Annotated in this window: 19 protein-coding genes and 1 pseudogene; 6 read left to right on the top strand and 14 right to left on the bottom strand. The window is 72.1% G+C overall.

Annotated elements, in window-relative coordinates:
* Window position 1 precedes the first annotated feature (1 nt).
* The gene (locus ACIPK4_RS05810) at window positions 2-595 is read right to left on the bottom strand and encodes a TetR/AcrR family transcriptional regulator (RefSeq protein WP_402309522.1); all 594 of its coding nucleotides are present in this window, start codon (window positions 593-595) and stop codon (window positions 2-4) included.
* 102 nt (window positions 596-697) lie between these two features.
* Here ACIPK4_RS05810 and ACIPK4_RS05805 point away from each other — a divergent pair, with 102 nt between their 5' ends.
* Window positions 698-2,332: an MFS transporter gene (locus ACIPK4_RS05805; RefSeq protein ID WP_402309520.1), complete on the top strand. Its 1,635-nt coding sequence runs from the start codon at window positions 698-700 to the stop codon at window positions 2,330-2,332.
* A gap of 92 nt (window positions 2,333-2,424) precedes the next feature.
* Here ACIPK4_RS05805 and serA read toward each other — a convergent pair whose 3' ends face one another.
* The 6 genes from serA to ACIPK4_RS05775 form a co-directional block, all read right to left on the bottom strand.
* On the bottom strand, window positions 2,425-4,014 hold the full coding sequence (gene serA, locus ACIPK4_RS05800) for a phosphoglycerate dehydrogenase (protein ID WP_402309519.1): 1,590 nt from the start codon (window positions 4,012-4,014) through the stop codon (window positions 2,425-2,427).
* 276 nt (window positions 4,015-4,290) lie between these two features.
* The gene (gene ilvC / locus ACIPK4_RS05795; protein ID WP_054223585.1) at window positions 4,291-5,292 is read right to left on the bottom strand and encodes a ketol-acid reductoisomerase; all 1,002 of its coding nucleotides are present in this window, start codon (window positions 5,290-5,292) and stop codon (window positions 4,291-4,293) included.
* A gap of 113 nt (window positions 5,293-5,405) precedes the next feature.
* Complete coding sequence (ilvN, locus tag ACIPK4_RS05790; RefSeq protein WP_054223586.1) at window positions 5,406-5,930, bottom strand: acetolactate synthase small subunit; 525 nt, start codon at window positions 5,928-5,930, stop codon at window positions 5,406-5,408.
* A gap of 32 nt (window positions 5,931-5,962) precedes the next feature.
* Entirely contained in the window at window positions 5,963-7,849 is a 1,887-nt protein-coding gene (locus ACIPK4_RS05785; protein ID WP_376196712.1) for an acetolactate synthase large subunit, read from the bottom strand.
* Window positions 7,850-8,053: 204 nt separating this feature from the next.
* The gene (locus tag ACIPK4_RS05780) at window positions 8,054-10,954 is read right to left on the bottom strand and encodes a putative bifunctional diguanylate cyclase/phosphodiesterase (RefSeq protein WP_402309516.1); all 2,901 of its coding nucleotides are present in this window, start codon (window positions 10,952-10,954) and stop codon (window positions 8,054-8,056) included.
* A 282-nt stretch (window positions 10,955-11,236) separates the two neighbouring features.
* Complete coding sequence (locus tag ACIPK4_RS05775; RefSeq protein ID WP_402309514.1) at window positions 11,237-12,184, bottom strand: 2-hydroxyacid dehydrogenase; 948 nt, start codon at window positions 12,182-12,184, stop codon at window positions 11,237-11,239.
* A 78-nt stretch (window positions 12,185-12,262) separates the two neighbouring features.
* Here ACIPK4_RS05775 and ACIPK4_RS05770 point away from each other — a divergent pair, with 78 nt between their 5' ends.
* From ACIPK4_RS05770 to ACIPK4_RS05760, 3 genes are all read left to right on the top strand, one after another.
* Window positions 12,263-13,270, top strand: a complete 1,008-nt coding sequence (locus ACIPK4_RS05770) for an aldo/keto reductase (protein WP_402309512.1) — start codon at window positions 12,263-12,265, stop codon at window positions 13,268-13,270.
* Window positions 13,271-13,423: 153 nt separating this feature from the next.
* On the top strand, window positions 13,424-14,650 hold the full coding sequence (locus ACIPK4_RS05765) for a PQQ-dependent sugar dehydrogenase (RefSeq protein WP_402309510.1): 1,227 nt from the start codon (window positions 13,424-13,426) through the stop codon (window positions 14,648-14,650).
* A 50-nt stretch (window positions 14,651-14,700) separates the two neighbouring features.
* Entirely contained in the window at window positions 14,701-14,868 is a 168-nt protein-coding gene (locus tag ACIPK4_RS05760) for a DUF6191 domain-containing protein (protein WP_402309738.1), read from the top strand.
* On the opposite strand, the gene ACIPK4_RS05755 is transcribed toward ACIPK4_RS05760, so the two are convergent.
* From ACIPK4_RS05755 to ACIPK4_RS05730, 6 genes are all read right to left on the bottom strand, one after another.
* Complete coding sequence (locus ACIPK4_RS05755; protein WP_402309508.1) at window positions 14,834-17,941, bottom strand: AAA family ATPase; 3,108 nt, start codon at window positions 17,939-17,941, stop codon at window positions 14,834-14,836. The genes ACIPK4_RS05760 and ACIPK4_RS05755 overlap by 35 nt on opposite strands.
* Before the next feature lie 32 nt (window positions 17,942-17,973).
* Window positions 17,974-18,141 (bottom strand): hypothetical protein, encoded by a 168-nt coding sequence (locus tag ACIPK4_RS05750; protein WP_402309506.1) that lies wholly within the window; start codon window positions 18,139-18,141, stop codon window positions 17,974-17,976.
* A 190-nt stretch (window positions 18,142-18,331) separates the two neighbouring features.
* The gene (locus ACIPK4_RS05745; protein WP_402309505.1) at window positions 18,332-18,934 is read right to left on the bottom strand and encodes a hypothetical protein; all 603 of its coding nucleotides are present in this window, start codon (window positions 18,932-18,934) and stop codon (window positions 18,332-18,334) included.
* A 103-nt stretch (window positions 18,935-19,037) separates the two neighbouring features.
* Window positions 19,038-19,592, bottom strand: coding sequence for a GNAT family N-acetyltransferase (locus ACIPK4_RS05740; protein WP_054223593.1), 555 nt, complete (start codon window positions 19,590-19,592; stop codon window positions 19,038-19,040).
* A gap of 39 nt (window positions 19,593-19,631) precedes the next feature.
* Window positions 19,632-21,881, bottom strand: coding sequence for an MMPL family transporter (locus tag ACIPK4_RS05735; RefSeq protein ID WP_402309504.1), 2,250 nt, complete (start codon window positions 21,879-21,881; stop codon window positions 19,632-19,634).
* 204 nt (window positions 21,882-22,085) lie between these two features.
* A complete protein-coding gene (locus ACIPK4_RS05730) occupies window positions 22,086-22,475 on the bottom strand; it encodes a signal peptidase I (RefSeq protein WP_402309502.1) in 390 nt (129 codons plus the stop codon).
* 54 nt (window positions 22,476-22,529) lie between these two features.
* On the opposite strand from ACIPK4_RS05730, the gene ACIPK4_RS05725 reads away from it, so the two are divergent.
* Complete coding sequence (locus ACIPK4_RS05725; protein ID WP_402309500.1) at window positions 22,530-23,333, top strand: GNAT family N-acetyltransferase; 804 nt, start codon at window positions 22,530-22,532, stop codon at window positions 23,331-23,333.
* Between the two features lie 172 nt (window positions 23,334-23,505).
* Entirely contained in the window at window positions 23,506-24,006 is a 501-nt protein-coding gene (locus tag ACIPK4_RS05720) for a DinB family protein (RefSeq protein ID WP_402309498.1), read from the top strand.
* Window positions 24,007-24,008: 2 nt separating this feature from the next.
* On the opposite strand, the pseudogene ACIPK4_RS05715 reads toward ACIPK4_RS05720, so the two are convergent.
* A pseudogene (locus ACIPK4_RS05715) lies at window positions 24,009-24,408 on the bottom strand (SIP domain-containing protein); the annotation flags it as partial.
* Window positions 24,409-24,440 lie beyond the last annotated feature (32 nt).

Here is a 24,440-nt window from a genome sequence, read left to right as displayed (position 1 = left end):
TTCAGGCGAGCTCCGCGGCGGCCTCTTCCTTCACCATCATCCGCGCGGCGCGGCGCATGCCCTCGGTCAACTCCTCCGCGGTGACGGCCCCTTCGGGGTCGAACATCCACAGCGCCATCACGCCGGTGACCAGCGCCTGGTACAGGCCGCCGATCGTGCGGACGTCCCGTTCGTCGAGCTCGTCCTCGGGAATTCCGGTGAACGCGGCGATCAGCCCCTTGCGCCCGTCCCCCGCCGACGCCGCGAGCAGTTCGCGCAGCTCCGGCATCCGGCCGCGGCTGAGCGCCACCTCCATGCTGGCCGCCCACATCGGCGCCGACTCCTCCTGACGGCCGATCACGCCCTCCCACACGGAGCGGAATCGTTCGAGCGAGCCGCCCTCACCCGTGACGTCCGGCACGAACGAGTCGCCCCATTCCTCCGCGAGGGCGATGTACGCCTTCGACATCAGGGCGTCTTTCGAGCCGTAGTGGTAGCCGATCGACGCCAGGTTCGTGCCGGAGGCGTTGACGATGTCGCGCGCCGTCGTGCGCACGAAACCCTTCTCGACCAGGCACTTCTTCGCGCCCTCGAGCAGATCTTCGCGGTGTCCCATGCCCTCACCGTATCAAGACAGCCGTCATATACGGGAGTCTCAAACATGCGTCTCATACGGTCGTACTAGACAAGCGTTTATGACGCTTGTACATTGCTGCTCATGACGAACCCCGCCGCACGTCTCGCGGGCCGCCGGGAATGGACCGCCTTCACCGTCCTCCTGCTGCCCCTGCTCCTGGTCTCCATGGACGTCTCCGTCCTCTACTTCGCCATCCCCGCCATCACCCGGGAGCTGGACCCGAGCGCCACCCAGCAGCTCTGGATCTTCGACAGCTACGCCTTCGCCCTCGCCGGCCTGCTGATCACCATGGGTTCGCTCGGTGACCGCATCGGCCGCCGCAGGCTGCTGCTGATGGGCGCGACCGCCTTCGGAGTCGCCTCCGTCTGCGCCGCGTACGCCACCAGCGCCGAGATGCTGATCGCCGCCCGGGTACTGCTCGGCGTCGGCGGGGCCACCCTGATGCCCTCCACGCTGGCTCTCGTACGCAACCTCTTCCAGGACGCGAAGCAGCGCGGCCAGGCCATCGCCATCTGGTCCGGGGCCATGACCGGCGGCATCGCCCTCGGCTCGGTGATGAGCGGCGTGCTGCTGAACCACTTCTGGTGGGGCTCGGTCTTCCTGATCAACGTGCCCGCGATGCTGCTCCTGCTGGTGCTCGTCCCCGTACTGGTCCCGGAGTTCAAGGACCCGGCGCCCGGCCGCTTCGACCTGCTGAGCGTCCCGCTGTCGACGGCCGCCGTGCTCCCGGTCGTGTACGGCCTGAAGGAGATCGCCGCCGAGGGCGCCCGGCCGCTCCACCTGGTCGCCGTGGCAGTGGGCCTGGCCTTCGGGTTCGTCTTCGTCCGCCGCCAGCGCACCCGTGACGACGCCATGGTCAGCCGGGCCCTCTTCCGGGGCCGCGGATTCGGTGCCGGGATCGCCCTCAACACCATCGCCGCCTTCGCCATGATGGGCTCCGCCTACTTCACCACCCAGTACCTGCAGTCGGTGCTCGGCATGGGCACGCTCGAGGCCGCCCTGTGGAGCCTCGCACCCTCGCTCGTCATCGGCGCCGCCGCCCCGATCGGCGCGGCCCTGGCCCAGAGGACCGACCGGGCGTACGTCGTCGCCGGCGGCTTCGCCCTGGCGGCCGGCGGGTTCGCCCTGATCAGCCTGGTCGGCAGCGACTCCCTGTGGCTGCTGCTGACCGGCGCCGGAGTGCTCGCCTCCGGCATCGTCACCGTGATGTCCCTGGTCTCCGACATGGCGCTGGGCTCGGCCCCCGCGGAGAAGGCGGGCTCGGCCGCGTCCCTGCTGGAGACCGGCCAGGAGTTCGGCGGGGCGCTGGGCATGGCGGTCCTGGGCAGTCTCGGCACCGCCGTCTACCGCTCCGACCTGTCGGACGCGGCGCCCGCCGCCCGGGAGACCCTCGGCGGCGCCGTCGCCACCGCCCACCAGCTCGGCGGTGCGGCGGGCGAGCAGCTGCTGGCCGTGGCCCGCGAGGCCTTCGTCCACGGCATGCAGTACGCCGCCTGGGGCGGTACGGCCCTCCTGCTGGCGGCGGCCCTGCTCGCCGCGGCCCTGCTGCGGGGGCTCGGCGCCCCGGCCACGGAACCGGCGGAGGCCGCGGAGACCGCGGAGCCCGCGGAGCCGACCGAGGAGATCGAGGACATCGAGGAGCTGGCCGGGCAGGTCGCATCCCTGGCCGGGGAGATCTCGGAGCTGGCCGACAAGGCCGCGGCCTCCAGGAGCTGAACCCTGTACGCCAGAGCAGAGCAGCTGCGGAACACGATGAAGGGCCCGGGGAGTCCCCCGGGCCCTTCACTCATGCGTGTGGGTCGTGCCGGTCAGCCGAGGCTGACCGTACGCGCCGAGACCGCACCGATCTCGGCGGAGATCTCCGCGAGGACGTTCACCGGCACCTGCGCGTCGACCGTGAGGACGCCGAGCGCCTCGCCGCCCTCCTCGGCACGGGCGACCTGCATGCCCGCGATGTTCAGACCGGCCTCGCCGAGGATGCGGCCGACGGTGCCGACCACGCCCGGGCGGTCGGTGTACCGCAGCACGAGCATCTGGTCGGCGAGCGCCAGGTCCACGTCGTACTCACCGATGCCGACGATCTTCTGAAGGTGCTTCGGGCCCGCCAGCGTGCCGGAGACCGAGACTTCCTGGCCGTCCGACAGGGTGCCGCGCACGGTGACCACGTTGCGGTGGTCCGGGGACTCCGAGCTGGTGGTCAGGCGGACCTCGACACCCCGCTCCTGCGCGAACAGCGGGGCGTTGACGTAGGAGACCGTCTCGTCGACGACGTCCTCGAAAACACCCTTGAGGGCGGAGAGTTCCAGCACCTTGACGTCGTGCTGGGTGATCTCGCCGCAGACCTCGACGTCGAGGCGGACCGCGACCTCGCCCGCGAGGGCGGTGAAGATGCGGCCGAGCTTCTCGGCGAGCGGCAGACCGGGGCGCACGTCCTCGGCGATGACACCGCCCTGGACGTTGACCGCGTCCGGTACGAGCTCGCCGGCGAGCGCGAGGCGCACCGACTTGGCGACGGCGATGCCGGCCTTCTCCTGGGCCTCGTCCGTGGACGCGCCGAGGTGCGGGGTGCACACGACCTGGTCGAGCTCGAAGAGCGGGGAGTCCGTGCAGGGCTCCTTCGCGTACACGTCGAGGCCGGCGCCGGCGACGCGGCCCTCCTTGATGGCCGAGTACAGCGCGGCCTCGTCCACGATCCCGCCGCGCGCGGCGTTGACGATGCGGACGGACGGCTTGACCCTGTGCAGGGCCTCGTCCCCGATGAGACCGAGGGTCTCGGGGGTCTTGGGCAGGTGCACGGTGATGAAGTCGGCCACCTCGAGGAGCTCGTCCAGCGTCAGCATCTTGACGCCCATCTGGGCGGCGCGCGCGGGCTGCACGTAGGGGTCGTACGCGACGATCTTCATTCCGAAGGCCGACATGCGCTGCGCGACCAGGACTCCGATGCGGCCGAGGCCGACGACACCGAGGGTCTTCTCGCTGAGCTCGACGCCCGTGTACTTGTTCCGCTTCCACTCGCCGTTCTTCAGGGCGGTGTTGGCCTGCGGGATGTTGCGGGCCGTGGCGACGAGCAGGCCGCAGGCGAGCTCGGCGGCGGTCACGATGTTGGAGGTCGGGGCGTTCACGACCATGACGCCGGCCTTCGTGGCCGAGGAGACGTCGACGTTGTCGAGGCCGACACCGGCGCGGGCGACGACCTTCAGCTTCCGGGCGGCGGCGATGGCCTCGGCGTCGACCTTGGTCGCGGAGCGCACCAGGATGGCGTCCACGTCCACGATCGCGGGGAGCAGCTCCGCGCGGTCGGCTCCGTTGACGTGCCGGATCTCGAAGTCCGGGCCGAGCGCGTCCACCGTGGCGGGCGACAGCTCTTCGGCGATGAGTACGACAGGTTTCGAGCTCACGTGGGTCCTCACAGGTCCAGTGCGGACGGCCGTCCCGACGGCCGCAGGCGGTGGAGGGGGTAGCCGCGTGGAAGACGCACGACACTGTGGGCCTGACGCGTTGTGTTGAGCAGTGTAGTGGCGGATCGCGGCCGGAATTCCGCCTGTCCGGAAGGATCACCCGTCCGGGGTTGGCCGGGGTGGACAAGCAAGGCTGCGGAAGGGCCGTGTCGCGGCGTGCGGCGGGTGGGCCGGGGGCCGGAACGGCGCGCCGTCCCGGCCCCCGCGCCCGCAAGATCAGCTCTCGTCGTTGTCGACCCAGCTCATCAGCTTGCGCAGCTTCTTGCCGGTGGTCTCCAGCAGGTGCGCCTCGTCGGCCTTCTTGTACTCGTTGTACTTCGGCAGACCGGCCTTGTACTCGGCCATCCAGGTGTTGGCGAACTCGCCGCTCTGGATCTCGGCGAGGACCTTCTTCATCTCGGCCTTGGTGGCGTCGGTGATGATGCGGGGGCCGGTGATGTAGTCGCCCCACTCAGCGGTCTCGGAGACCGACCAGCGCATCTTCTCCAGGCCGCCCTCGTACATGAGGTCGACGATGAGCTTCAGCTCGTGCAGGCACTCGAAGTACGCGATCTCCGGCTGGTAGCCGGCCTCGGTCAGGGTCTCGAAACCGGCCTTGACCAGGGCGGAGGCGCCACCGCACAGGACGGCCTGCTCACCGAACAGGTCGGTCTCGGTCTCCTCGGTGAAGGTGGTCTTGATGACGCCGGCGCGGGTGCCGCCGATGCCGGCCGCGTACGAGAGGGCGAGCGCGAACGCGTTGCCCGAGAAGTCCTGCTCGACGGCGGCGATGCAGGGCACGCCGCGGCCTTCCTCGTACTGGCGGCGCACCAGGTGACCCGGGCCCTTCGGGGCGACCAGGGCGACGTCCACGTTGGCCGGGGGCTTGATGAAGCCGTAGCGGACGTTGAAGCCGTGGCCGAAGAAGAGCGCGTCGCCCTCCTCCAGGTGCTCCTTGATCGACTCTTCGTAGATCTCGGCCTGCAGCGGGTCCGGCGTCAGGATCATGATGACGTTGGCCCATGCGGCGGCCTCAGACACCGAGACGACCTTCAGGCCCTGCTCCTCGGCCTTGGCCTTGGACTTCGAGCCCTCCTTCAGGCCGACGACGACGTCGACGCCGGAGTCACGCAGCGACAGCGCGTGGGCGTGGCCCTGGCTGCCGTAGCCGATGACCGCGACCTTGCGGCCCTGGATGATGGACAGGTCGGCGTCGTTCTCGTAGAACAGCTCGGCCACTGGGATATCTCCTTGGTGCGCTGGTGTTGCTCCCACCGTACGGCGGGGAACGTAGAGGAAGTTTCTTGGTCTCGCTATGCGAGAGGCAACGCGGTGCGGGGGTGTCGCGGCGCTCAGGCGCTGCGGTCGAGCGCGCGCAGGCTGCGGTCCGTGATGGACCGTCCGCCGCGCCCTATGGCGATCGTGCCGGACTGCACGAGCTCCTTGATGCCGAAGGGCTCCAGCATCTTGAGCATCGCGCCGAGCTTGTCGGCGCCGCCGGTGGCCTCGATGGTGACGGCCTCCGGGGAGACGTCGACCGTCTTGGCGCGGAACAGCTGGACGATCTCGATGATCTGGGAGCGGGTCTCGTTGTCGGCGCGGACCTTCACCAGAACGAGTTCGCGTTCGATGGCGTTGTGCGGCTCCAGCTCGACGATCTTGAGCACGTTGACCAGCTTGTTCAGCTGCTTGGTCACCTGCTCCAGCGGGAGGTCCTCGACGTTCACGACGATGGTGATGCGCGAGATGTCGGGGTGCTCGGTGACGCCGACCGCGAGGGAGTCGATGTTGAACCCGCGGCGGGAGAACAGCGCGGCGATCCGGGCGAGGATGCCGGGCGTGTTCTCGACCAGGACGGAGAGCGTGTGCTTGGACATGTGAGTCGTTCTCTCTCTCAGGCTCTCTCGGCTCAGTCGTCTTCGTTGTCGCCGAAGTCGGGGCGGACGCCCCGGGCTGCCATGACCTCGTCGTTGGAGGTGCCGGCGGCGACCATCGGCCACACCATGGCGTCCTCGTGGACGATGAAGTCGATGACGACGGTGCGGTCGTTGATCGCGTTGGCCTCGGCGATGACCTTGTCCAGGTCGGCCGGGTCCTCACAGCGCAGCGCCACGCAGCCCATGGCCTCGGACAGCTTGACGAAGTCCGGGACGCGGGTGCCCTTGCGGGGCGCGGTGGACTCGCCGAGCTGGGAGCCGACCGTGTCGTGGCCCGTCTCGTCCGCGTGCAGGACGGTGTTGGAGTACCGCTGGTTGTAGAACAGGGTCTGCCACTGGCGGACCATGCCCAGCGCACCGTTGTTGATGATCGCGACCTTGATCGGGATGTTGTTCAGCGCACAGGTGACCAGCTCCTGATTGGTCATCTGGAAGCAGCCGTCACCGTCGATGGCCCAGACCGTGCGCTCCGGCATGCCGACCTTGGCGCCCATCGCGGCGGGGACCGCGTAGCCCATGGTCCCGGCGCCGCCGGAGTTCAGCCAGGTGCGGGGCTCCTCGTAGTTGACGAAGTGCGAGGCCCACATCTGGTGCTGGCCGACACCGGCCGCGTAGATGGTGTGCTCGGGCGCGAGTTCGCCGATGCGCTGGATGACCTGCTGCGGCGAGAGCATGCCGTCCGCGGGGGTCTCGTAGCCCAGCGGGTACGTCTCGCGCCAGCGGCTGAGGTCCTTCCACCAGGCGGAGTAGTCCCCGGCGTTGCCCTCGGTGTGCTCGGCCTGGACCGCCTGGATCAGGTCGGCGATGACCTCGCGGGCGTCACCGACGATCGGGACGTCGACCTCGCGGTTCTTGCCGATCTCCGCCGGGTCGATGTCGGCGTGGATGACCTTGGCGAACGGGGCGAAGCTGTCCAGCTTGCCGGTGACCCGGTCGTCGAAACGGGTGCCGAGCGCGATCAGCAGGTCCGACTTCTGCAGCGCGGTGACGGCGGTGACCGCACCGTGCATGCCCGGCATGCCGACGTGCAGCGGGTGGCTGTCGGGGAACGAGCCCAGCGCCATCAGGGTGGTGGTGACCGGGACGCCGGTCAGCTCGGCCAGGACCTTCAGCTCGGCGGTCGCGCCGGACTTCATGACGCCGCCGCCGACGTACAGGACCGGGCGCTTGGCCTGGCAGATGAGCTTGGCGGCCTCGCGGATCTGCTTGGCGTGCGGCTTGGTGACCGGCCGGTAGCCGGGGAGGTCCTGCGACGGCGGCCACGAGAACGTGGTCTTCGACTGGAGGGCGTCCTTGGCGATGTCGACGAGGACCGGCCCGGGACGGCCCGTGGAGGCGATGTGGAAGGCCTCCGCGATCGTCTTCGGGATGTCCTCGGCCTTGGTGACCAGGAAGTTGTGCTTGGTGATCGGCATGGTGATGCCGACGATGTCCGCCTCCTGGAAGGCGTCCGTCCCGATCGCCTTCGACGAGACCTGGCCCGTGATCGCGACGAGCGGCACCGAGTCCATGTGCGCGTCGGCGATCGGGGTGACCAGGTTGGTGGCGCCGGGTCCGGAGGTGGCCATGCAGACGCCCACCTTGCCGGTGGCCTGCGCGTAGCCGGTCGCAGCGTGGCCGGCGCCCTGCTCGTGCCGGACCAGGATGTGGCGGACCTTGGTGCTGTCCATCATCGGGTCGTACGCCGGGAGGATGGCCCCGCCCGGAATCCCGAAGACGGTGTCGCACCCCACCTCTTCGAGAGAGCGGATGAGGGACTGCGCACCCGTGACGTGCTCAACTGCGGCGGTCTGGTGTCCGCCGGAACGGGGCCGCGGCTGCGGATGGTGGGCCCCGGTGGCCTGCTCGGTCATCGGCATTCTCTTCTCGAAGCTGAGGGTTTTACGAGGATTCGAAGGTGTGCCAGTGCAACAAAAAACCCCTCGTGCCAGGAGGCAAGCGAGGGGAGCGCGTCGGGTGTACGGAGCGGGGACATGCAGGCCCCAGCTTCAGCCGACGCGCTTTCCAAGTACGAGAATTCGGGTGCGCATGACACTGACCCTCCCTCCGGCGGGAGGGGGATGTCAAGTGGGTGGGACGGGCGTCTCATTATGTGAGCCCCTATGGATGGCCATCGAGCCCCCGGACGAACCACCGGCCAGGGCAGGCTGGACAGCCCCGCCCGGTACTGGGAACGTACCGCGGACGAGCGCGCGGCGCAGCCTGTACTCGTCGAGTGGGCCGGAAAAGGCCACTCCCTGGCCGTGTGTGCACCCCATCGCGCGCAGCGCCGCGACCTGCTCGGGGAGGTCCACCGCGTCGGCGACGGACTGCATGCCCAGATCATTTGCAATGCGCAACAAACCGGCTGTGATCTTGTGGAGGCGGGCGGATTCGACCACCCCCTCGACCAGGCCCCGGTCCAGCTTCAGGATGTCCACCGGGAGCCTGCGCAGGGCGCTGATGGCCGCGTAGCCGCTGCCGAAGCCGTCCAGGGAGATCAGGACCCCGAGCCGGCGCAGGGCCGCCAGGCGCCGCTCCAGCTCGTCGAAGGGGACTCTGGGGTCGGAGACGGTCAGTTCGATCACCAGGGCCCCGGACCCCAGCCCGTGGCGGGTGAGCAGGGCCTCCACGGAGCCGAGCGGCACGGTGCGGTCCAGCAGCCGCTGGGTGCCCATCCGGACCGCCACCGGTACGTCGTGCCCGATCCGGTGCCGCTCGGCGGCCTGCGCCACGGCCTCCTCCAGCAGCCAGTGCCCCAGCTCGGCGGCCCGGGCGGGCGCGGCGCCCGGGATGCCGGAGCGGCCGTCGGGCCCGCCCCCCGCGCCCTCGCTGTACTCGGCCACCCGGAGGAATTCCGCCGGGGTGAACAGGATCCCCTGCGCCGAACGCCAGCGCGCCTGTGCCGCCACGGCCGTGACCTCGCCGGTGGCCAGCGAGACCACGGGCTGGTGCAGCAGGGCGAACTCCCCGTCGTGGAGCGCGGTGCGCAGTCGCCCGGCCAGCTCCGCCTTCCGTACGACCTCGGCCTGCATCTGGGGCGCGTACAGCTCGACCCGGTCCTTGCCGCCCGCCTTGGCGCGGTACATCGCAAGATCCGCGTTGCGCATCAGGTCCGAAGGGGTGATGCCTGGGTCGGCGAAGGCCACGCCGATGCTGGCGGCGACCCGGACCTCGCTGCCGGCGATCCGGTACGGCTGGGACAGGGTGGTGCGCAGCCGGTCCGCGATCTCGCGCACCTGGTACTCGCGAGCGCTGTGGTCGCGGTTGCCGTCGCCCAGGATCAGCGCCGCGAACTCGTCCCCGCCGAGGCGGGCCGCGGTGTCCCCGGCGCGAACGGAGTCCTGGAGCCGGCGCGCGGCCTCGATCAGCAGCTCGTCGCCGGCCTGGTGCCCGATGGTGTCGTTGACCGCCTTGAACCCGTCGAGGTCGATGAAGAGCACGGCGGTGCTGTGGTCCCCGGCGCGCCGGCCGGTCAGGGCCCGGCGGACCCGCCGGGTGAACAGCGCCCGGTTGGGCAGGTCCGTCAGCGGGTCGTGCTCGGCGCTGTGCTGGAGCTGCGCCTGGAGCCGCACCCGCTCGGTGACGTCGCGGCTGTTGAGGATGAGGCCGCCCTGGTGGCGGTTGACGGTGGACTCCACGTTGAGCCATTCGCCGCTGCCGGACTTGAAGCGGCACTCGATGCGGGTGGTCGGCTCCTCGGCGGGCGGTGCGGCGAGGAAGCGGCGGACCTCGTGGACCACCCGGCCCAGGTCGTGCGGGTGGATCAGGGCGGCGAGTTCGGTGCCGACGAGTTCCTCCGCCTCGCGCCCGTAGACCCCGGCGGCCGCGGGGCTGACGTACCGCAGCGTCCCGGTGGGGGCGGCGATCATGATGACGTCGCTGGAGCCCTGGACCAGGGAGCGGAAGTGGTTCTCCTTCTGGGCGAGTTCCTGCGTCAGTGCGATGTTGTCGATGAGCATGATGCCCTGCCGGATGACGAGGGCGAGGACGACCGTGCATCCGGTGAAGACGACCACGCGGTCGACCTTCCTGCCGTCCACCACGTTGTACAGGATGCCCAGGGTGCAGACGGCGGCCGCGAGGTACGGCGTGAGGGCGGGCAGTGAGCCGCTGATGGGGCGGCTGACCGGGCGGTCCGCGCGCGGGATCCCCGGGGCTGCGGGGCCCGGGTGGATGCGCCGGGCTCCCCAGGGCGCGTACGCGAGCAGCAGCGAGCCGGCGAACCAGCCGGCGTCGAGCAGTTGCCCGGACTGGTACTCGGCGCTCAGCAGCGGCGAGGTGAACAGGGCGTCGCTGAGCACGGTCAGGGCCAGGGCCGCGATGGCGGTGTTGACGGCCGAGCGGTTGGCCTCCGAGCGCCGGAAGTGCAGGACCAGCACCATGGAGACGAGCGCGATGTCCAGCAGCGGGTAGGCGAGGGAGAGCGCGGCGCGCGGGACGCTGCCGGGGGCCCCGGACTGGGCGGTCCGCGCTGCGTGGGCGAGGGCCAGGCTCCAGGACAGGGTGAGCAGGGAGCCGCCGATGAGCCAGGAGTCGAGTCCGAGGCAGACCCAGCCGGCTCGGGTGACCGGGCGTTTGGCAAGGACGAGCAGGCCCACGATGGCGGGCGGCGCGAAGCAGAGGAACGCGAAGTCGGCGAGCGAGGGCTTCGGCACGGCCTCGCCGAGGACCACCTCGTACCACCCCCAGATGGCGTTGCCGCAGGCCCCCATGAGGGAGGAGAAGGCGAAGAGCAGCCAGGCGGGGCGCTCTCGGCTGTCGATCACCCGTGCGTAGGTGTAGCAGGAGACCGCGGCGAGTAACGCGGCCCCGCTGAGCCCGAAGTCGCCCATGATCTCGGCAAACTCCTCGGAGCCCCAGCCGAGGGCGGCGCCGACGGCGTACCCGCCGCTGATCACGCCGAGGAGCAGTTGCATCGCCAGGTTCCTGCCGCCGCGCGGGACGGGCGGCCTGGTCAGCAGCGCCGCCCCCGGGGCATTCACCGGTCCCCCTCGCCGGCTGGTTCCGGCGCGGCCCAGTCCCCGCAGCGTCGCCTCCGGCGGCTGTGCCGCACCGGATCCTTCGTCCATTGGCCGTGCATCGCCCGTCGCCCCCCAAAGTGTCCGATCACTCACCAGCGCCAGACGAATGCGCTGCAGCCCCTTGTTCCGGACGATACACCACTTTCGTCACTCAGGGACATAGATGGTCTACTCTCCGTTACCGGCTGGGGAGTTGTGGCCACTGTGTGCGTCCGGACGGATGCGGAGCGTGCGCAGTGCGTGTCAGTCGGTGACCAGGACCGTGTTCTCCACGGGCTCCCCGGCGGCGAAACGCTGGAGCTGACGGGCCACCAGACGCTTGGCCCGCGGCTCGAACGCCGTGCTGCTGCCGCCCACGTGAGGCGTGATCAGGACGTTCGGAGCATGCCAGAGGGGGTGGCCGGCGGGCAGCGGTTCCGGGTCGGTGACGTCGAGCGCCGCGCGCAGCCGGCCCGACTCCAGCTCCGCCAGCAGCGCGGCGGTGTCGGCGACGGGGCCGCGCGCCACGTTCACCAGCAGGGCGCCGTCCTTCATCCGTGCGAGGAACGCGGCGTCGGCCAGGCCCCGCGTCGCATCGGTCAGCGGCGTGGAGAGGATCACCACGTCCGCCCCGGGGAGGAGCCGGGGCAGTTCGGCGTGCGCGTGCACGGGCCCGCGCGTGGTGGTGCGCGCCGAGCGTGCGACCCGTGTGACCCGCGCGCACTCGAAGGGCGCGAGCCGGTCCTCGATGGCCGCGCCGATCGATCCGTAGCCGACGATCAGTACGGACTTGTCGGCGAGGGCGTCGTAGAACCCGCCGTGCCACTCCTCGCGGTCCTGGCCGCGCACCATGCCGGGGATGCCGCGCAGCGAGGCGAGGGTGAGGGTGAGCGCCAGTTCGGCGGTGCTCGCCTCGTGGACCCCGCGCGCATTGCACAGCCGGACGCCGGGGCGCAGGAGGCCGAGGCCGCCCAGGACGTGGTCGATGCCCGCGGTCAGCGTCTGCACGACTTCGAGGCCGGGCATGTCCGCCAGCGGGCGCAGGGTGACCTCGGAGGACTTCATGTAGGGCGTGACGTAGAAGACGCAGCCGGCCGGATCGGCCGGGAAGGAGTCCTCGCCGTCCCAGTGGCGGTAGCGGTAGGTGTCGGGGAGGCCCTCGATCTCGTCGGCCGGGAACGGAAGCCAGACGTCCGCTGTCTTTGCAGTCATGATCACGAGGCTATGCCAAGGCCAAAGGATCCTGGTCAAGCCGTTAGTTTGTTTGCCGGAGCGGGAGGGGACGCACGGGTGGAGCGCAGGTCGATCGGGGCGGGGGCGCTGACGGTGGGCGCCGTGGGCCTCGGGTGCATGCCGATGAGCTGGGCGTACGCGCCCTCGCGGCGCCACGGCGGGGAGTCGCTGGCCACGGTGCACACGGCGCTGGACCTCGGGGCGAACCTGCTGGACACCGCCGACCTGTACGGGCCGTTCACGAACGAGCTTCTGCTGGGGCGGGTGCTGCGCGAACGCCGGGCGGAGGCGTTCGTGTCCGCCAAGGTGGGCCTGCGGGCGGGCGAGCAGCATGTGGTGGCGGACGGCAGGCCCGGATACATGCGCCGGGCCTGCGACGCCTCGCTGCGGCGGCTGCGGACGGACGTCATTGACCTCTACCAGCTGCACCGGGTGGATCCGGACGTCCCCGTGGAGGAGACCTGGGGGGCGATGGCGGAGCTGGTGGCCGCCGGAAAGGTGCGGGCGCTGGGGTTCTGCGCGCTGGGAGCGGGTGCCGGACCCGGGGCGGGGCGGGGCGGTGACCGGGCGTACCGGGTGACGCTGGGGCACCTGGAGCGGGTCCAGCAGGTGTTCCCGGTGAGCGCGGTGCAGGCGGAGCTGTCGGTGTGGTCGCCGGAGGCGGCGCGGCAGCTGCTGCCCTGGTGTGCGGCGCGCGGGGTGGGTTTCCTGGCGGCGATGCCGCTGGGCAGCGGGTTCCTGACGGGGACGCTCCGGCCGGGCGAGGGCTTCGAGTGGGAGGACGTGCGGGCCCGGCATCCGCGGTTCACGGCGGAGTCGATGGCGGCGAACCAGGTGCTGGTGGCGGGGCTGCGGCGGGTGGCGCGGCGGCACGGGCCTCAGGTGACGGCGGCGCAGGTGGCGCTGGCGTGGGTGCTGGCGCAGGGGCCGCAGGTGGTGCCGGTGCCGGGGGCCGACCGGGCGCACTGGGCGGCGGAGAACGCGGGCGCGGCGGAGCTCGCGCTGACGGCCGCGGACCTGGCCGAGATCGCGGCGTTGCCGGCGGCGGTGCGAGCCTGGGACTGAGCCCGGGAGCGAACCGTGACCGGACCGCGCGACGCGCCGGGCCCGGCCAGCGAACCACTCGATCGGGTGTACGACCGGTGGAACTTCGGGAACCGCCGCAGCGGTTGGAACGGATGAAAGGCACGATCGCAGGCAGCGGAGGGGAGCAGGACGATGCGCCACGGACAGGCTCACACGGCGTACGAGGGTCCGGGCAGCGGGACCCGTGGAGTGCTGGCGGCGTTCGCCCTGGCCGGATGCGGGGCTCTGCTCGCGGCGGGCTGCGCACCGGCGGGCGCGCCGGGGGCCGGGCCGGGCGCGTCACCACCGCGCGCGGCACCCACCGCATCGGCGGGCGGCCCCTCGGGCTCCCCGTCCGGCTCCCCGGCGGCCGCCCCGCCGCCGGCCAAGGGGTCAGTGACGGTGACGGGCGAGGTCGCCAAGGGCCTGGAATCCCCGTGGGGGGTGGCGCCGCTGCCGGGCGGCGACCTGCTGGTCGCCTCGCGGGACAAGGGGACGATCAGCAGGGTCTCGCCGGCCACCGGCGCCGTGACGCCGATCGGCGAGGTGCCCGGGGTGGCCCCGGGCGGTGAGGGCGGGCTGCTGGGGCTCGCGCTGTCACCCTCGTTCGCCTCGGACAAGATGGTGTACGCGTACTTCACGACGGAGTCCGACAACCGCATCGCCCGGATGCGGTACGACGAGCACCGGGATCCAGGCCAGCAACTGGGCGCGCCGGACACGGTGTTCCGGGGCATTCCCAAAGGCCTGATCCACAACGGCGGGCGGATCGCGTTCGGTCCGGACCGGATGCTCTACGCGGGGACGGGCGAGACGGGTGACACCGGACTCGCGCAGGACAGGAGGTCGCTGGGCGGCAAGATCCTGCGGATGACCCCGGACGGGCAGCCGGTGCACGGCAATCCGGAGGCCGATTCGGTCGTCTACTCCTACGGGCACCGCAATGTTCAGGGCCTGGCCTGGGACAAGGACAAACGGCTGTGGGCGTCGGAGTTCGGCCAGAACACGTGGGACGAGCTGAACCTGATCGAGCCGGGTGCGAACTACGGCTGGCCGGAGGCCGAGGGGAAGGCGGGCAAGCCGGGCCTGCGCGATCCGGTGGCCGTGTGGAAGACCGACGAGGCCTCGCCGAGCGGGATCGCCTGGGCACAGGGCTCGGTGTGGATGGCCGGGCTGAAGGGCGAGCGGCTGTGGCGGATCCCGCTGGCCGGGCCGGCTCCGGTGGCCGAGCCGGAGGCGTTCCTGACGGGTGAGTACGGCCGGCTGCGCACGGTGGTGGCGCTCGGCGGCGACAGATTGCTGCTGGTCACGAGCGAGACGGACGGGCGCGGGTCGCCGGAGGCGGGCGACGACAGGATCCTGACACTGACGGTGCGGTAACCAACACGGCCCTGCTGGGGGCGGAAGGCACGGTGGGCGCGGTGTTCAACATGATCGAGGAGCTCTTCAACCCGGGACGCAAGCACACGGACGAGGAGAGGAAGAGGCTGGAACTGTCCCGGACCGACGTGAACGACGGCGATCCGGGACGCGGACCGATAGACCTGGAGTCCGGCAAGGTGCTCATACGCCCGGCGGAGCAGCCCCCGCAGGAGTGAGCGGCGCGAACAGCCTCAGCCGGTGGGCGAGGGCCGCCGCCTCTCCGCGGCCGGCGACGCCGAGTTTGGCCAGGATGTTCGAGACGTGCACGCTGGCCGTCTTCGGGGAGATGAACAGCTCCTCGGCGATCTGGCGGTTGCTGTTGCCCGCCGCGACCAGGCGCAGTACGTCCCGTTCACGGCTGGTCAGACCCAGGGCCTCGGCGGGGTCGGTTTCCGGTGTCGCCGGGGCCGGGGGTGTCTCGGCCCCGGTGAGCGGGAGCCTGGCGCGCCGGGCGAGCAGGGCCAGGTCCTCGCGGAGCCTGCGGGCGCCGAGCCGGTCCGCGGTGGCGTAGGCCTCCCGCAGCAGCAGGGCGGCGGGCTCACGGTCGCCGCCTGAGGCCAGCAGGGTCTCGGCCAGCCGGTGGCGGGCGCGGGCCAGCAGGTACGGGCGCTCCAGGGGGCGGACGGCCTGCTCGACGGCAGCCCAGTCGGCGGCGGAGTCCCGGTCCTCGGCGCGCAGCAGCTCGGCGCGCAGGAACTCGGCGTGGGCGGTCCACACGGGCACCGGGGCGGCCAGGGCGCGGGCGGCGCCGCGGATCACGTCCAGGGCGGCTGCGCGGCCGGCCTCGGCGGCCGGCAGTCCCCGGGCGTCGGCCTCGGCGGACGCGGAGGCGAGCAGCAGGGGCCAGGCGTAGCGGTGGTGGCCGAGCGGGAAGCCGTAGGCGATCGCCTCGGCGGTCTCCGTGCGGACGTCGGCTATCCGGCCCTCCCCCGCGGCCACGCCGACCGCGAGGCGGAAGAGCGGCAGGCGGTGCTGGGGCTGGCTGTCGTGGGTGCCGAAGTGGGTGTGGGCGGCGGCGAGCCGGCCGGTCGCCTCGGTCAGTTCGCCGCGTGCCAGGGCCAGGTAGGACAGCCGTGCGGAGGCGGAGCCGCGCGGGGCCGCGCTCTGGCCGACCTGCAGGGCGCGCCGGGCGGCTTCGGCGGCCTCCTCCCAGCGGCCGAGGCTGTACAGGCTCTCCGCCATGTTCCCGCTGATCCAGGCCTCGCTGTCCAGCAGCCGTGACTTCTTGAGGAGTTCGACCCCTTGTTCGGCCAGTTCCACGGCTTCGCGGGACCGGCCCATGCCTTCCAGCTGAGAGGTGAGGTTGATATGTGCGCGTCCCGCCTGCATGACGAGTCCCAGTGCGGTGGCCCGCTCCCGGACGGCGAACAGCTCGGCGAGCCCGCGCTCCGGGTCGCCGGAGTCGGTGAGCAGGCAGCCCACCGTGATGCGGGCGTTCAGCTCGATGTCCTCGGCCCCGAGCATGCGGGCGTAGGACACGGCGCGTTCCGCGGCGTCGAGGTTGCCGGGGCCCGGGTTGTGGAGCATGCCCCAGCCCGCGGCCCGGACCAGGACCTGGGCGTGCACCTGGGACGGGGGCAGCCCCTTGACGAGTTCCTGGGCCTTGCCGAGCTCCGCCCAGCCGTCGCCGCGGGCCAGGCTGGCCACGAGCCCGGAGCGCTCGGTCCAGAACCATGCGGCCCGCAGCGGGTCGCCGTCGCCGTCCTCCTCCAGCAGCCGCAGTGCCGTCTTGGTGATCTTCAGGGCGCGTTCGCGTTCGCCGCCGAAGCGGGCGGCGACGGTCGCCTCGGCCAGCAGGTCGAGCCGCTTGAGCGGGGTGGTCGCCGGATCGCAGCCGCACGGCGGGTACACGTCGGTGTAGTCCACGGGGCGCAGCGCCTCGCGGACCTCCTGCGGCGCGCTCTCCCACAGGTCCAGCGCCCGTTCCAGCAGGCGCAGCTGCTCGGAGTAGGCGTGCCGGCGGCGGGCGGCGACGGAGGCGGCGAGGACGGCGGGCAGCGCCTTGGCCGGGTCGTTGGCGTGGTACCAGTAGGCGGCCAGCCGGATGACGCGCTCCGCGGTGCGGATCAGCGAGTCGTCGCCCTCCAGGGCCTGTGCGTAGCGGCGGTTGACGCGGGCGCGTTCGCCGGGCAGCAGGTCGTCGCTGACGGCCTCGCGGACCAGCGAGTGGCGGAAGCGGAAGCCGTCTCCGTCGGGGGTGGCGAGGAGGATGTTGGCCCCGACGGCGGCGCGCAGGGCCTCGATCAGCTCGTCCTCGGTCAGCCCGGCGACGGCGCGCAGCAGCGGGTACTCCACGGTGGATCCGCCCTCGGCGACGATGCGCACGACGCGCTGGGCGGCCTCCGGCAGCACCTCGACGCGGACGAGCAGCAGGTCGCGCAGGGACTCGGGGAGTCCGGTGCGGCAGCTGCTCTCCTTGCAGGCGGCGAGTTCCTCGACGAAGAAGGCGTTGCCGTCGGAGCGGTCGAACACCGAGTCCACGTAGGCCTCGTCGGGCTGCGAGGCGAGGATGCCGGCGAGCTGGCGGCGCACCTCGGCCCGGTTGAAGCGGGGCAGTTCGATGCGCTGGACGGTGCGGAGCCGGTCCAGTTCGGCGAGCAGCGGGCGCAGGGGGTGTCGGCGGTGCACGTCGTCGGCCCGGTAGGTGGCGACGATGACGAGCCGGCCGCCGGCGAGGGTGCGGAAGAGGTAGGAGAGCAGGTGCCGGGTGGAGGTGTCCGCCCAGTGCAGGTCCTCCAGGACGAGGACGACGGTGCGGTCGGCGGCGAGGCGTTCCAGCATCCGGGCCGTGAGTTCGAAGAGCCGGGCGGTGCTCTCCTCGTCGTGCGGGCCGCGGGGGGTGTCGCCGAGTTCGGGCAGGATCCGGGCGAGTTCGTCCTCCTGGCCGCCGGCCGCGGCGGCCAGCTCCCCGGGGAGCCTGCGGTGCAGGGTGCGCAGTGCCGTCGAGAACGGGGCGAAGGGAAGACCCTCCGCCCCGATCTCCACACAGCCTCCGACGGCCACGACCGCACCGCGGCGGGCCGCTTCAACGATGAACTCCTCGGTGAGGCGGGTCTTGCCGACCCCGGCCTCGCCTCCGATGAGCATGGCCTGCGGCTCCCCGCCCGCTGCGCGGGCCAGTGCGTCGGTGAGTACGGCCAGTTCGTCGGCTCGGCCGACGAACACCGGGCTGACAGATCTGGTCTCCACGTCGCCGAGCATCGCACAGGAGTCCTGGCCGGCGGCACTCGTTATCGGTGCGCTTCTCATCACGCGTCAGTCCGCACGCTGCGTGCCGCGGGTCACGCGGCGCGGGTGAACCGGCTCCGATGCCCGCTCACCGGCCCTTCGGGTTCCTGGCTGCGCGAGGAGGCGCGGCGCGCCTTCCTGGCCTCCAGGACGAGGCGGTACTCCTTGGCCTCGCGGATGAGTTCGGCATTGCGGGCGGCGGCGATCTCGTACTCGAACATCTCGACTCCTGGGTTCGCGTTTCTCGGGCACCTCGTTCGGTGTGATCCAAGATTCGCGGCCCAGGGGGTGCCGGCACATCGGGCGCATGCCGCATCCGTGCGGGGCGGGGGTCCTTAGGCCGGGGCCGGGTGCGGCCCGGGCGGGGCCGGGAGTGCCTAGGAGGGGGTCCTAGGCGGTCGGGCGGAGGTCCTAGGCGGCCTTCGGGAGGGGAGCCAGGATGTCGAAGTACATGAGGCCGAAGAGCAGTACGCCCAGGGCGCCGAGTGCGACGGCGGCCCAGGAGACGGCGCGGACCCAGGTCGGGAGCGTGCGGCCGGGGGCACCGAAGGCGGGGCGGGCCAGCACGAAGACGGCGAGGAGCAGGGCGAGGGTCGACAGGACGCCGTTGACGAGGGCGGTGAGGTGCCAGGCGTCGCCGTACAGGGCCTCGATCTTGTCCTCGGTGGTGGCGGCGTTGACCGATTCGATCTGGCCCACGAGGGTCTGGCGCTCCGCGAAGACGCGCGAGACCCAGCTGCCGCTGAGGGCGACGAGCCCGAGACCGGCAGCGACGACGGCGGAGGCCGCGGAGCCGACGCCGTCGGACTGCCTCCCGGTGTCGTCGAGCTCGTCGAGGAGGGCGTCCTCGTCCGGGTCCTCGTCGGAGAGGTCGGACTCGGGGGCCTCGGGGGCCTGGGCGGTCCCGGGGGCGGTGTCCTTGCGGTCGGCCGGGGCCTCGGTGGCGTCGGCGGCCTGGGGCTCGGCGGTTTCCGTCTCGGGAGCGGTCGGGTCGGCGGTCTTCGTGGTGTCCATGCGGGGCACCGTAGGCGGCTTGTCTGAGAGGTTCCTGAGAAGGCGCCGGGGTGGTCGGCGCGGGCCGGCCGCAGGCCCCGCAGGGGGGCCGCGGCGGGTGGTGTCAGGCGGTGGGGGCCGGCGGCCAGTCGCGGGCGAGGACCGCCCAGATCTCGGTGTCCTGGCGGACCCCGTGGTGGGGGTAGCTCTCGCGCAGGACGCCCTCGCGGGTCATGCCCAGGCGCTCCGCGACGGCGAGGCTCCTCTTGTTGGCGGAGGAGGCGTGCCACTCGGCCCGGTGCATGCCGCGCTCGTGGAAGGCCCAGTCGATCAGGACGCGGCAGGCCCGGGTCACCAGGCCCCGGCCGGCGGCCGTGGGCTCCAGCCAGCAGCCGACTTCGCAGTTGCCCGATGCGGCGTCGAAGGTCCGGAAGAGGACCCCGCCGACGAGAGTGCCACCCACGCGGATGCCGTAGATCCGCCCGCCGTCGGCGGCCGTCTTCTGCGCGTACGCGGAGAGGAAGCCGCGGGCCGAGTCGAGGTCGGTGACGACGTCGGCCAGGACGATGTGTTCACCGATGAACTCCCGGCCGCGGTCCATGTGGGCCAGGAACTCCTCGGCGTGCCACACCTCCAGCGGAAACAACCGGGCGTCGTCGGCGAGCTCTATCGAGAACATGCGGTTTCTTCCTTGGGTCTCGTACGGCGGGTGGCCGGATCAGCGGGATGCGGTGGCGGGCTCGGCGCCGTCCTCGCTCGTGGCGGGGTCCGCACCGGGCCGCTGCGCGGGAAGTGTCGCACGCGGACGGCACTCCGGGGGCTCAATGCTGATCTTGGGCAGTCGGCGGTCCAGCCAGGCGGGGAGCCACCAGTTGGCGCGGCCGAGGAGGTGCATCAGCGCCGGGACGAGCAGGGTGCGCAGGACGAACGCGTCGAGTGCGACGGCCGAGGCGAGCGCGATGCCGAACATCGCGATGATCCGGTCGCCGCTGAGGACGAAGGCCAGGAAGACGGAGATCATGATGACCGCGGCCGAGTTGATCACCCGGCTGGTCTCGGCGAGGCCGACGCGGACGGCCCGCCGGTTGTCGCCCGTCTCCAGCCACTCCTCGTACATCCGGCTGACCAGGAACACCTGGTAGTCCATGGAGAGCCCGAACAGGACCGACACCATGATCACCGGCAGGAAGGGCTCGACAGGGCCGGCGCTGCCCAGGCCCAGCAGCTCACTGCCCCAGCCCCACTGGAAGATCGCGACGACGACACCGAAGGAGGAGGCGACGGCCGCGACGTTCATGGCGGCCGCCTTGAGCGGTATGCCGAGGGACCGGAAGGCCAGCAGCAGCAGGACGCAGCCGAGGGTGATCACCACCCCGACGAACAGCGGCAGTTTCCCGACGATGACGTCGGCGAAGTCGTCGTAGCCGGCGGTCACCCCGCCGACGTGGACGGTCATCGGGCCGCCGTGCCCGGCGCCCGGGATCACGTTCTCGCGCAGGGTCATGACGAGCTCGCTCGTGGCCCGGGACTGCGGGGCGGAGTCCGGTATGACGGTCACGACGGCCGTGTCCCCGCTCCGGTTGAACACGGCCGGGCCGGCGGCCGCGACGCCGTCGGTCGTCCGCAGCGCTCCGGCGAGGTGCTCGACGGCGAGCCGGTCCCCGGCGCCCTGAAGGCGGGCCACGACGGTGAGCGGGCCGTTCACACCGGGCCCGAACCCTTCGGCGAGGAGGTCGTAGGCCTGCCGGGTGGTGGAGCTCGCCGGGTTGTTGCCCTGGTCGGAGGTGCCCAGGTGGAGCGAGAAGGTCGGCAGCGCGAGCACCGCCATGACCAGCGCGGCGACGGTGCCGAGCAGTTTGGGGTGCCGTTCCACGAAGGCCGACCAGCGGGCGGCGAACCCGGTGGGCGTCTCGGGCCTCGGCCCCTCGGCGGCGAGCCGGCGCCGCTCGCGGCGCGAGAGGGCTCGCATGCCGATGTACGAGAGGAGGGCCGGGAGCAGGGTGACCGAGGCGGCCACCGTCAGCACCACGGTGAGGGAGGCGGCGATCGCGACGCCGTTGAGGAAGTTCAGGCGCAGCACCAGCATGCCGAGCAGCGCGATGCAGACGGTGGCCCCGGCGAAGACGACGGCCCGGCCCGTGGTGGCGACTGCCCGCTCGGCGGCCTCCTCGACCGGCAGGCCGCGCATCAGGCCCTTGCGGTGCCGCGTCACGATGAACAGCGCGTAGTCGATGCCGACGCCGAGCCCGACGAGGGTGCCGAGCATCGGGGCGAAGTCGGCGACGGGCATCGCGTGCCCGAGGAGGGTGATGCCGAAATAGGCGGTGCCCACACTGACCAGGGCGGTGGCGATGGGCAGCAGGCTCGCGGCGAGCGAGCCGAAGGCGAGGAAGAGGACGAGTGCCGCCACGGCCACGCCGATGACCTCGGCGATGTGGGCCGTGGGCGCCTCGGTCAGGGCGATGGCCCGGCCGCCGAGTTCGACCTGCAGGCCGTCCGCCTCGGTGGTGGGGTTCTTCGCGGCGGCGACGACGGCCTTGGCCTGTGCCTTGGGCACGGAGTCGGCCTGCAGGTCGAACGTCACCACGGCGTACGCGGTGCGCCCGTCGGGGCTGATCTGTGCGGCGCTCTCCGGGCCGGGCCCGTAGGGACCGGCGACCGAACCGACGCCGGGGAGCGCGGCGACGGCGTCGAGGGCCCGCGCCATGCGCTGCTCGACAGCGGGGGCGCGGACGCTCTGATGCTCCGGGGCCCGCCACACGATGGTGTCGGTGTCGCCGCCCTGGCCGTGGAAGCCCTCGCGCAGGAGGGCGTGGGCGCGGCTGGACTCGGTCCCGGGTACCTCGTAGTCGTTGGAGAACGCCGAACCGGCGGTCCCTGCGGCCACGGCCGTGCCGCCGAGTGCGAGCAGCCAGAGGAGTACGGCCACCAGTCGGTGCCGGGTGCACCACCGTGCGATCACTGCCAACGGACGTGCTCCCTGGTGGTTCGGATCTTTACCGGGAGCTGCCCGACGCAAAGAACGCTAGAACTCGTGAAGGCGCGGCCGGGGGCCCGGGGGATCGCCCCGGGGACCGGCCGAGATGGTCTACAGCGCCACGATCGCAGCGTTTCGTGATCGTTGGCCCGTTTCGTGTGCATCGTCACAGGGCGGGGCGGTGCGGGGCCGAGGTCATCCGCCCGAGGGGCCGGCCGGCTCGTCGGCCCGGTAGCCCGGGACGGAAGGCCACCTCACGGTGAGGACCACCGCGTCCTCCTCCGCGTACCAGGAGTGGTCGACGCCACGGCCCCAGACGACGTAGTCCCCCTGTTCGGCGAGGACGACGGTCCGGCCGGGGAACTCCAGCCGGAAGCGGCCGCTGATCAGCACCTGGAGCGCGGTGCGCTCTTCGCCCCGCACCCACCGGGTCCGCTCGTCGCCCTTGGGGTGGACTCCCCACTTGATCTCCACGTCCGTGCTGTGGCGCGGATCGCCGGGGTCCTTGAAGTGGCCGAGGAGCCAGCCGCGGTCGGTCGCCGCGTCCGGACCGGCCTTGCCGGTGTAGATGGAGTCGTCGTTCACGGGCCGAGGCTAATGCAGTTGTGCGGCCGCACGGACGGCTGGTCAGCTGGTCCGATGACGAGAGAACCGGACGAACTGGTGAGGGTACGGGCCGCGTACGACCGGGAGATGCGCCGCGACGCATCACCGGACTGCGCTCAGGCCCGGGTGGAGCGGACCACGGCGGTCGCCCGGCAGACCGTCGACGGGCCCGGGTGGAACGGCGTCCTCTGGTCGGACCTCGACGAGGAGACGGCGGACGCGGAGATTGCCGCGCAGGTCGCGCACTTCGCGGGGCGCGGGGCCGGCGAGTTCGAGTGGAAGCTGTACGGCCACGACCGGCCGGCGGATCTCGGGGACCGGCTGCGCGCGGCGGGCTTCGTACCGGAGGCGGCCGAGACCCTTTTGGTGGGCCGTGCCGACGAGCTCGCCGCGCTGCCGGTGGAGCCCCCGGAGGGGATCACGCTCCGGACGGTCACGGACGAGGCGGGCGTCGACCTGATGATGGACGTCCACGCCAAGGCCTTCGGCGTGCAGCGCCCGGGGATCCGGCACCTGCTGCTCACCCTGCTGAGGGACGAACCGGAGACCCTCGCGGCGGTGGTGGCGATGGCCGGGGACACCCCGGTGAGCGCGGCCCGCATGGAGATGCGTCCGGGCTGCTCCTTCGCGGGCCTGTGGGGCGGCGGCACCCTCCCCCAGTGGCGGGGCCGGGGCGTCTACCGCCTCCTGGTCGCCCACCGGGCCCGTATCGCGGCGGCCCGCGGCATCCCCTACCTCCAGGTCGACGCCTCTCAGGACAGCCGCCCGATCCTGCGGCGTCTGGGCTTCGAGGAGCTGGGCACGACGGTGCCGTACGTATGGAGGGCGCAGCGGTAGCGGGCATCGCGCCCCGAACCGTCCGCCCCGAACCGGCCGCCGGTCCGTGGGGGCGGCTCTTCCCCGGCCCGTTCGCCCCGGCCCGGCCGCTTCGGCCCGTGTCGGCGGCCCTTCGCCGACCCGTGCACCGGAGGCCCTTCCCCGCACCGCCGGGTGCGGGCAGGATCGGGGGATGGAACGAACGGGACCACCCCTGACCGGGGATGAGCGCGAGACGCTGCGGGCATTCCTCGACTACCACCGGGCCACCCTCGCCTGGAAGTGCGAGGGCCTCACCGACGAGGAGCTGCGGCGGCCCTCGATGCCGCCGTCCGGCCTGTCCCTGCTGGGGCTGGTCCGGCACATGGGCGAGGTCGAGCGGCACTGGTTCCGCCGGACCGTGAACGGCGAGGACCTCCCCCACCTCTGGTCCGACACCCATGACTTCCAGGCCGCCTACGACGCCTCCGGGGCCACGCGCGAGGAGGCGTTCACCGCCTGGGAGGCGGAGGTGGCCCACGCGCGCCGCATCGAGGCGGCGGCCGAGTCCCTCGACGTGAGGGTGTACGTGGCCCGCTGGAAGGAGGAGGCCTCGCTGCGCCTCGTCATGCTCCATCTGATCCACGAGTACGCACGCCACAACGGCCACGCCGACTTCCTGCGCGAGGCCATCGACGGGGCCACCGGAGCCTGACGTCAGGCGGCCCGCCAGTAGCCCGGCCGTTCACCCGCCGCTTGGGCAGGGCCGGGTCCTTGCGCAGGTACGTGGTCAGCGTGCGGGTCGCCGCCGTGTCGCAGGCCAGCCGGACGCACGCCGCCGCCGGGTCGGCGACGAGCTCCGGGAGCTGCGCCTTGACCCGTTCCACCGGCGCCGGGCCCGAGCGGGCGATCCACCGGACGTCGTGCCGGGCCGGGTCCAGCCGCAGCGGAAGGCCGGCGTCGGAGGCGTGCCGGGTCTCCGGCCAGATCGTCGCCGGGGTCTGCGGGCAGGCGTCCAGCAGGGAGTTGATCGCCGGGACGGAGGCCACTCCAGGGTGAAGGTGCCCGCGGTCGGGTCGGGGTCGACGAGGGTGTAGGTGCGGGTGTGCGGCTTGCCCGCGGCATGTGCGACCACCCCTCCCCGTGAGC

The sequence above is a fragment of the Streptomyces sp. NPDC086989 genome, from assembly GCF_044745505.1.
Lineage (GTDB): Bacteria > Actinomycetota > Actinomycetes > Streptomycetales > Streptomycetaceae > Streptomyces.
The sequence above is the reverse complement of the archived record's forward strand: the minus strand, read 5'-3'. Positions and strand labels throughout refer to the sequence as shown.

What these genes read in the sequence shown, in the direction of transcription:
- ACIPK4_RS05810 (WP_402309522.1), bottom strand. Translation starts at nt 595, where the DNA reads ATGGGACACCGCGAAGATCTGCTCGAGGGCGCGAAGAAGTGCCTGGTC.
- ACIPK4_RS05805 (WP_402309520.1), top strand. Translation starts at nt 698, where the DNA reads ATGACGAACCCCGCCGCACGTCTCGCGGGCCGCCGGGAATGGACCGCC.
- ilvN (WP_054223586.1), bottom strand. Translation starts at nt 5,930, where the DNA reads ATGTCCAAGCACACGCTCTCCGTCCTGGTCGAGAACACGCCCGGCATC.
- ACIPK4_RS05785 (WP_376196712.1), bottom strand. Translation starts at nt 7,849, where the DNA reads ATGCCGATGACCGAGCAGGCCACCGGGGCCCACCATCCGCAGCCGCGG.
- ACIPK4_RS05775 (WP_402309514.1), bottom strand. Translation starts at nt 12,184, where the DNA reads ATGACTGCAAAGACAGCGGACGTCTGGCTTCCGTTCCCGGCCGACGAG.
- ACIPK4_RS05765 (WP_402309510.1), top strand. Translation starts at nt 13,424, where the DNA reads ATGCGCCACGGACAGGCTCACACGGCGTACGAGGGTCCGGGCAGCGGG.
- ACIPK4_RS05760 (WP_402309738.1), top strand. Translation starts at nt 14,701, where the DNA reads ATGATCGAGGAGCTCTTCAACCCGGGACGCAAGCACACGGACGAGGAG.
- ACIPK4_RS05755 (WP_402309508.1), bottom strand. Translation starts at nt 17,941, where the DNA reads ATGAGAAGCGCACCGATAACGAGTGCCGCCGGCCAGGACTCCTGTGCG.
- ACIPK4_RS05750 (WP_402309506.1), bottom strand. Translation starts at nt 18,141, where the DNA reads ATGTTCGAGTACGAGATCGCCGCCGCCCGCAATGCCGAACTCATCCGC.
- ACIPK4_RS05745 (WP_402309505.1), bottom strand. Translation starts at nt 18,934, where the DNA reads ATGGACACCACGAAGACCGCCGACCCGACCGCTCCCGAGACGGAAACC.
- ACIPK4_RS05740 (WP_054223593.1), bottom strand. Translation starts at nt 19,592, where the DNA reads ATGTTCTCGATAGAGCTCGCCGACGACGCCCGGTTGTTTCCGCTGGAG.
- ACIPK4_RS05725 (WP_402309500.1), top strand. Translation starts at nt 22,530, where the DNA reads ATGACGAGAGAACCGGACGAACTGGTGAGGGTACGGGCCGCGTACGAC.
- ACIPK4_RS05720 (WP_402309498.1), top strand. Translation starts at nt 23,506, where the DNA reads ATGGAACGAACGGGACCACCCCTGACCGGGGATGAGCGCGAGACGCTG.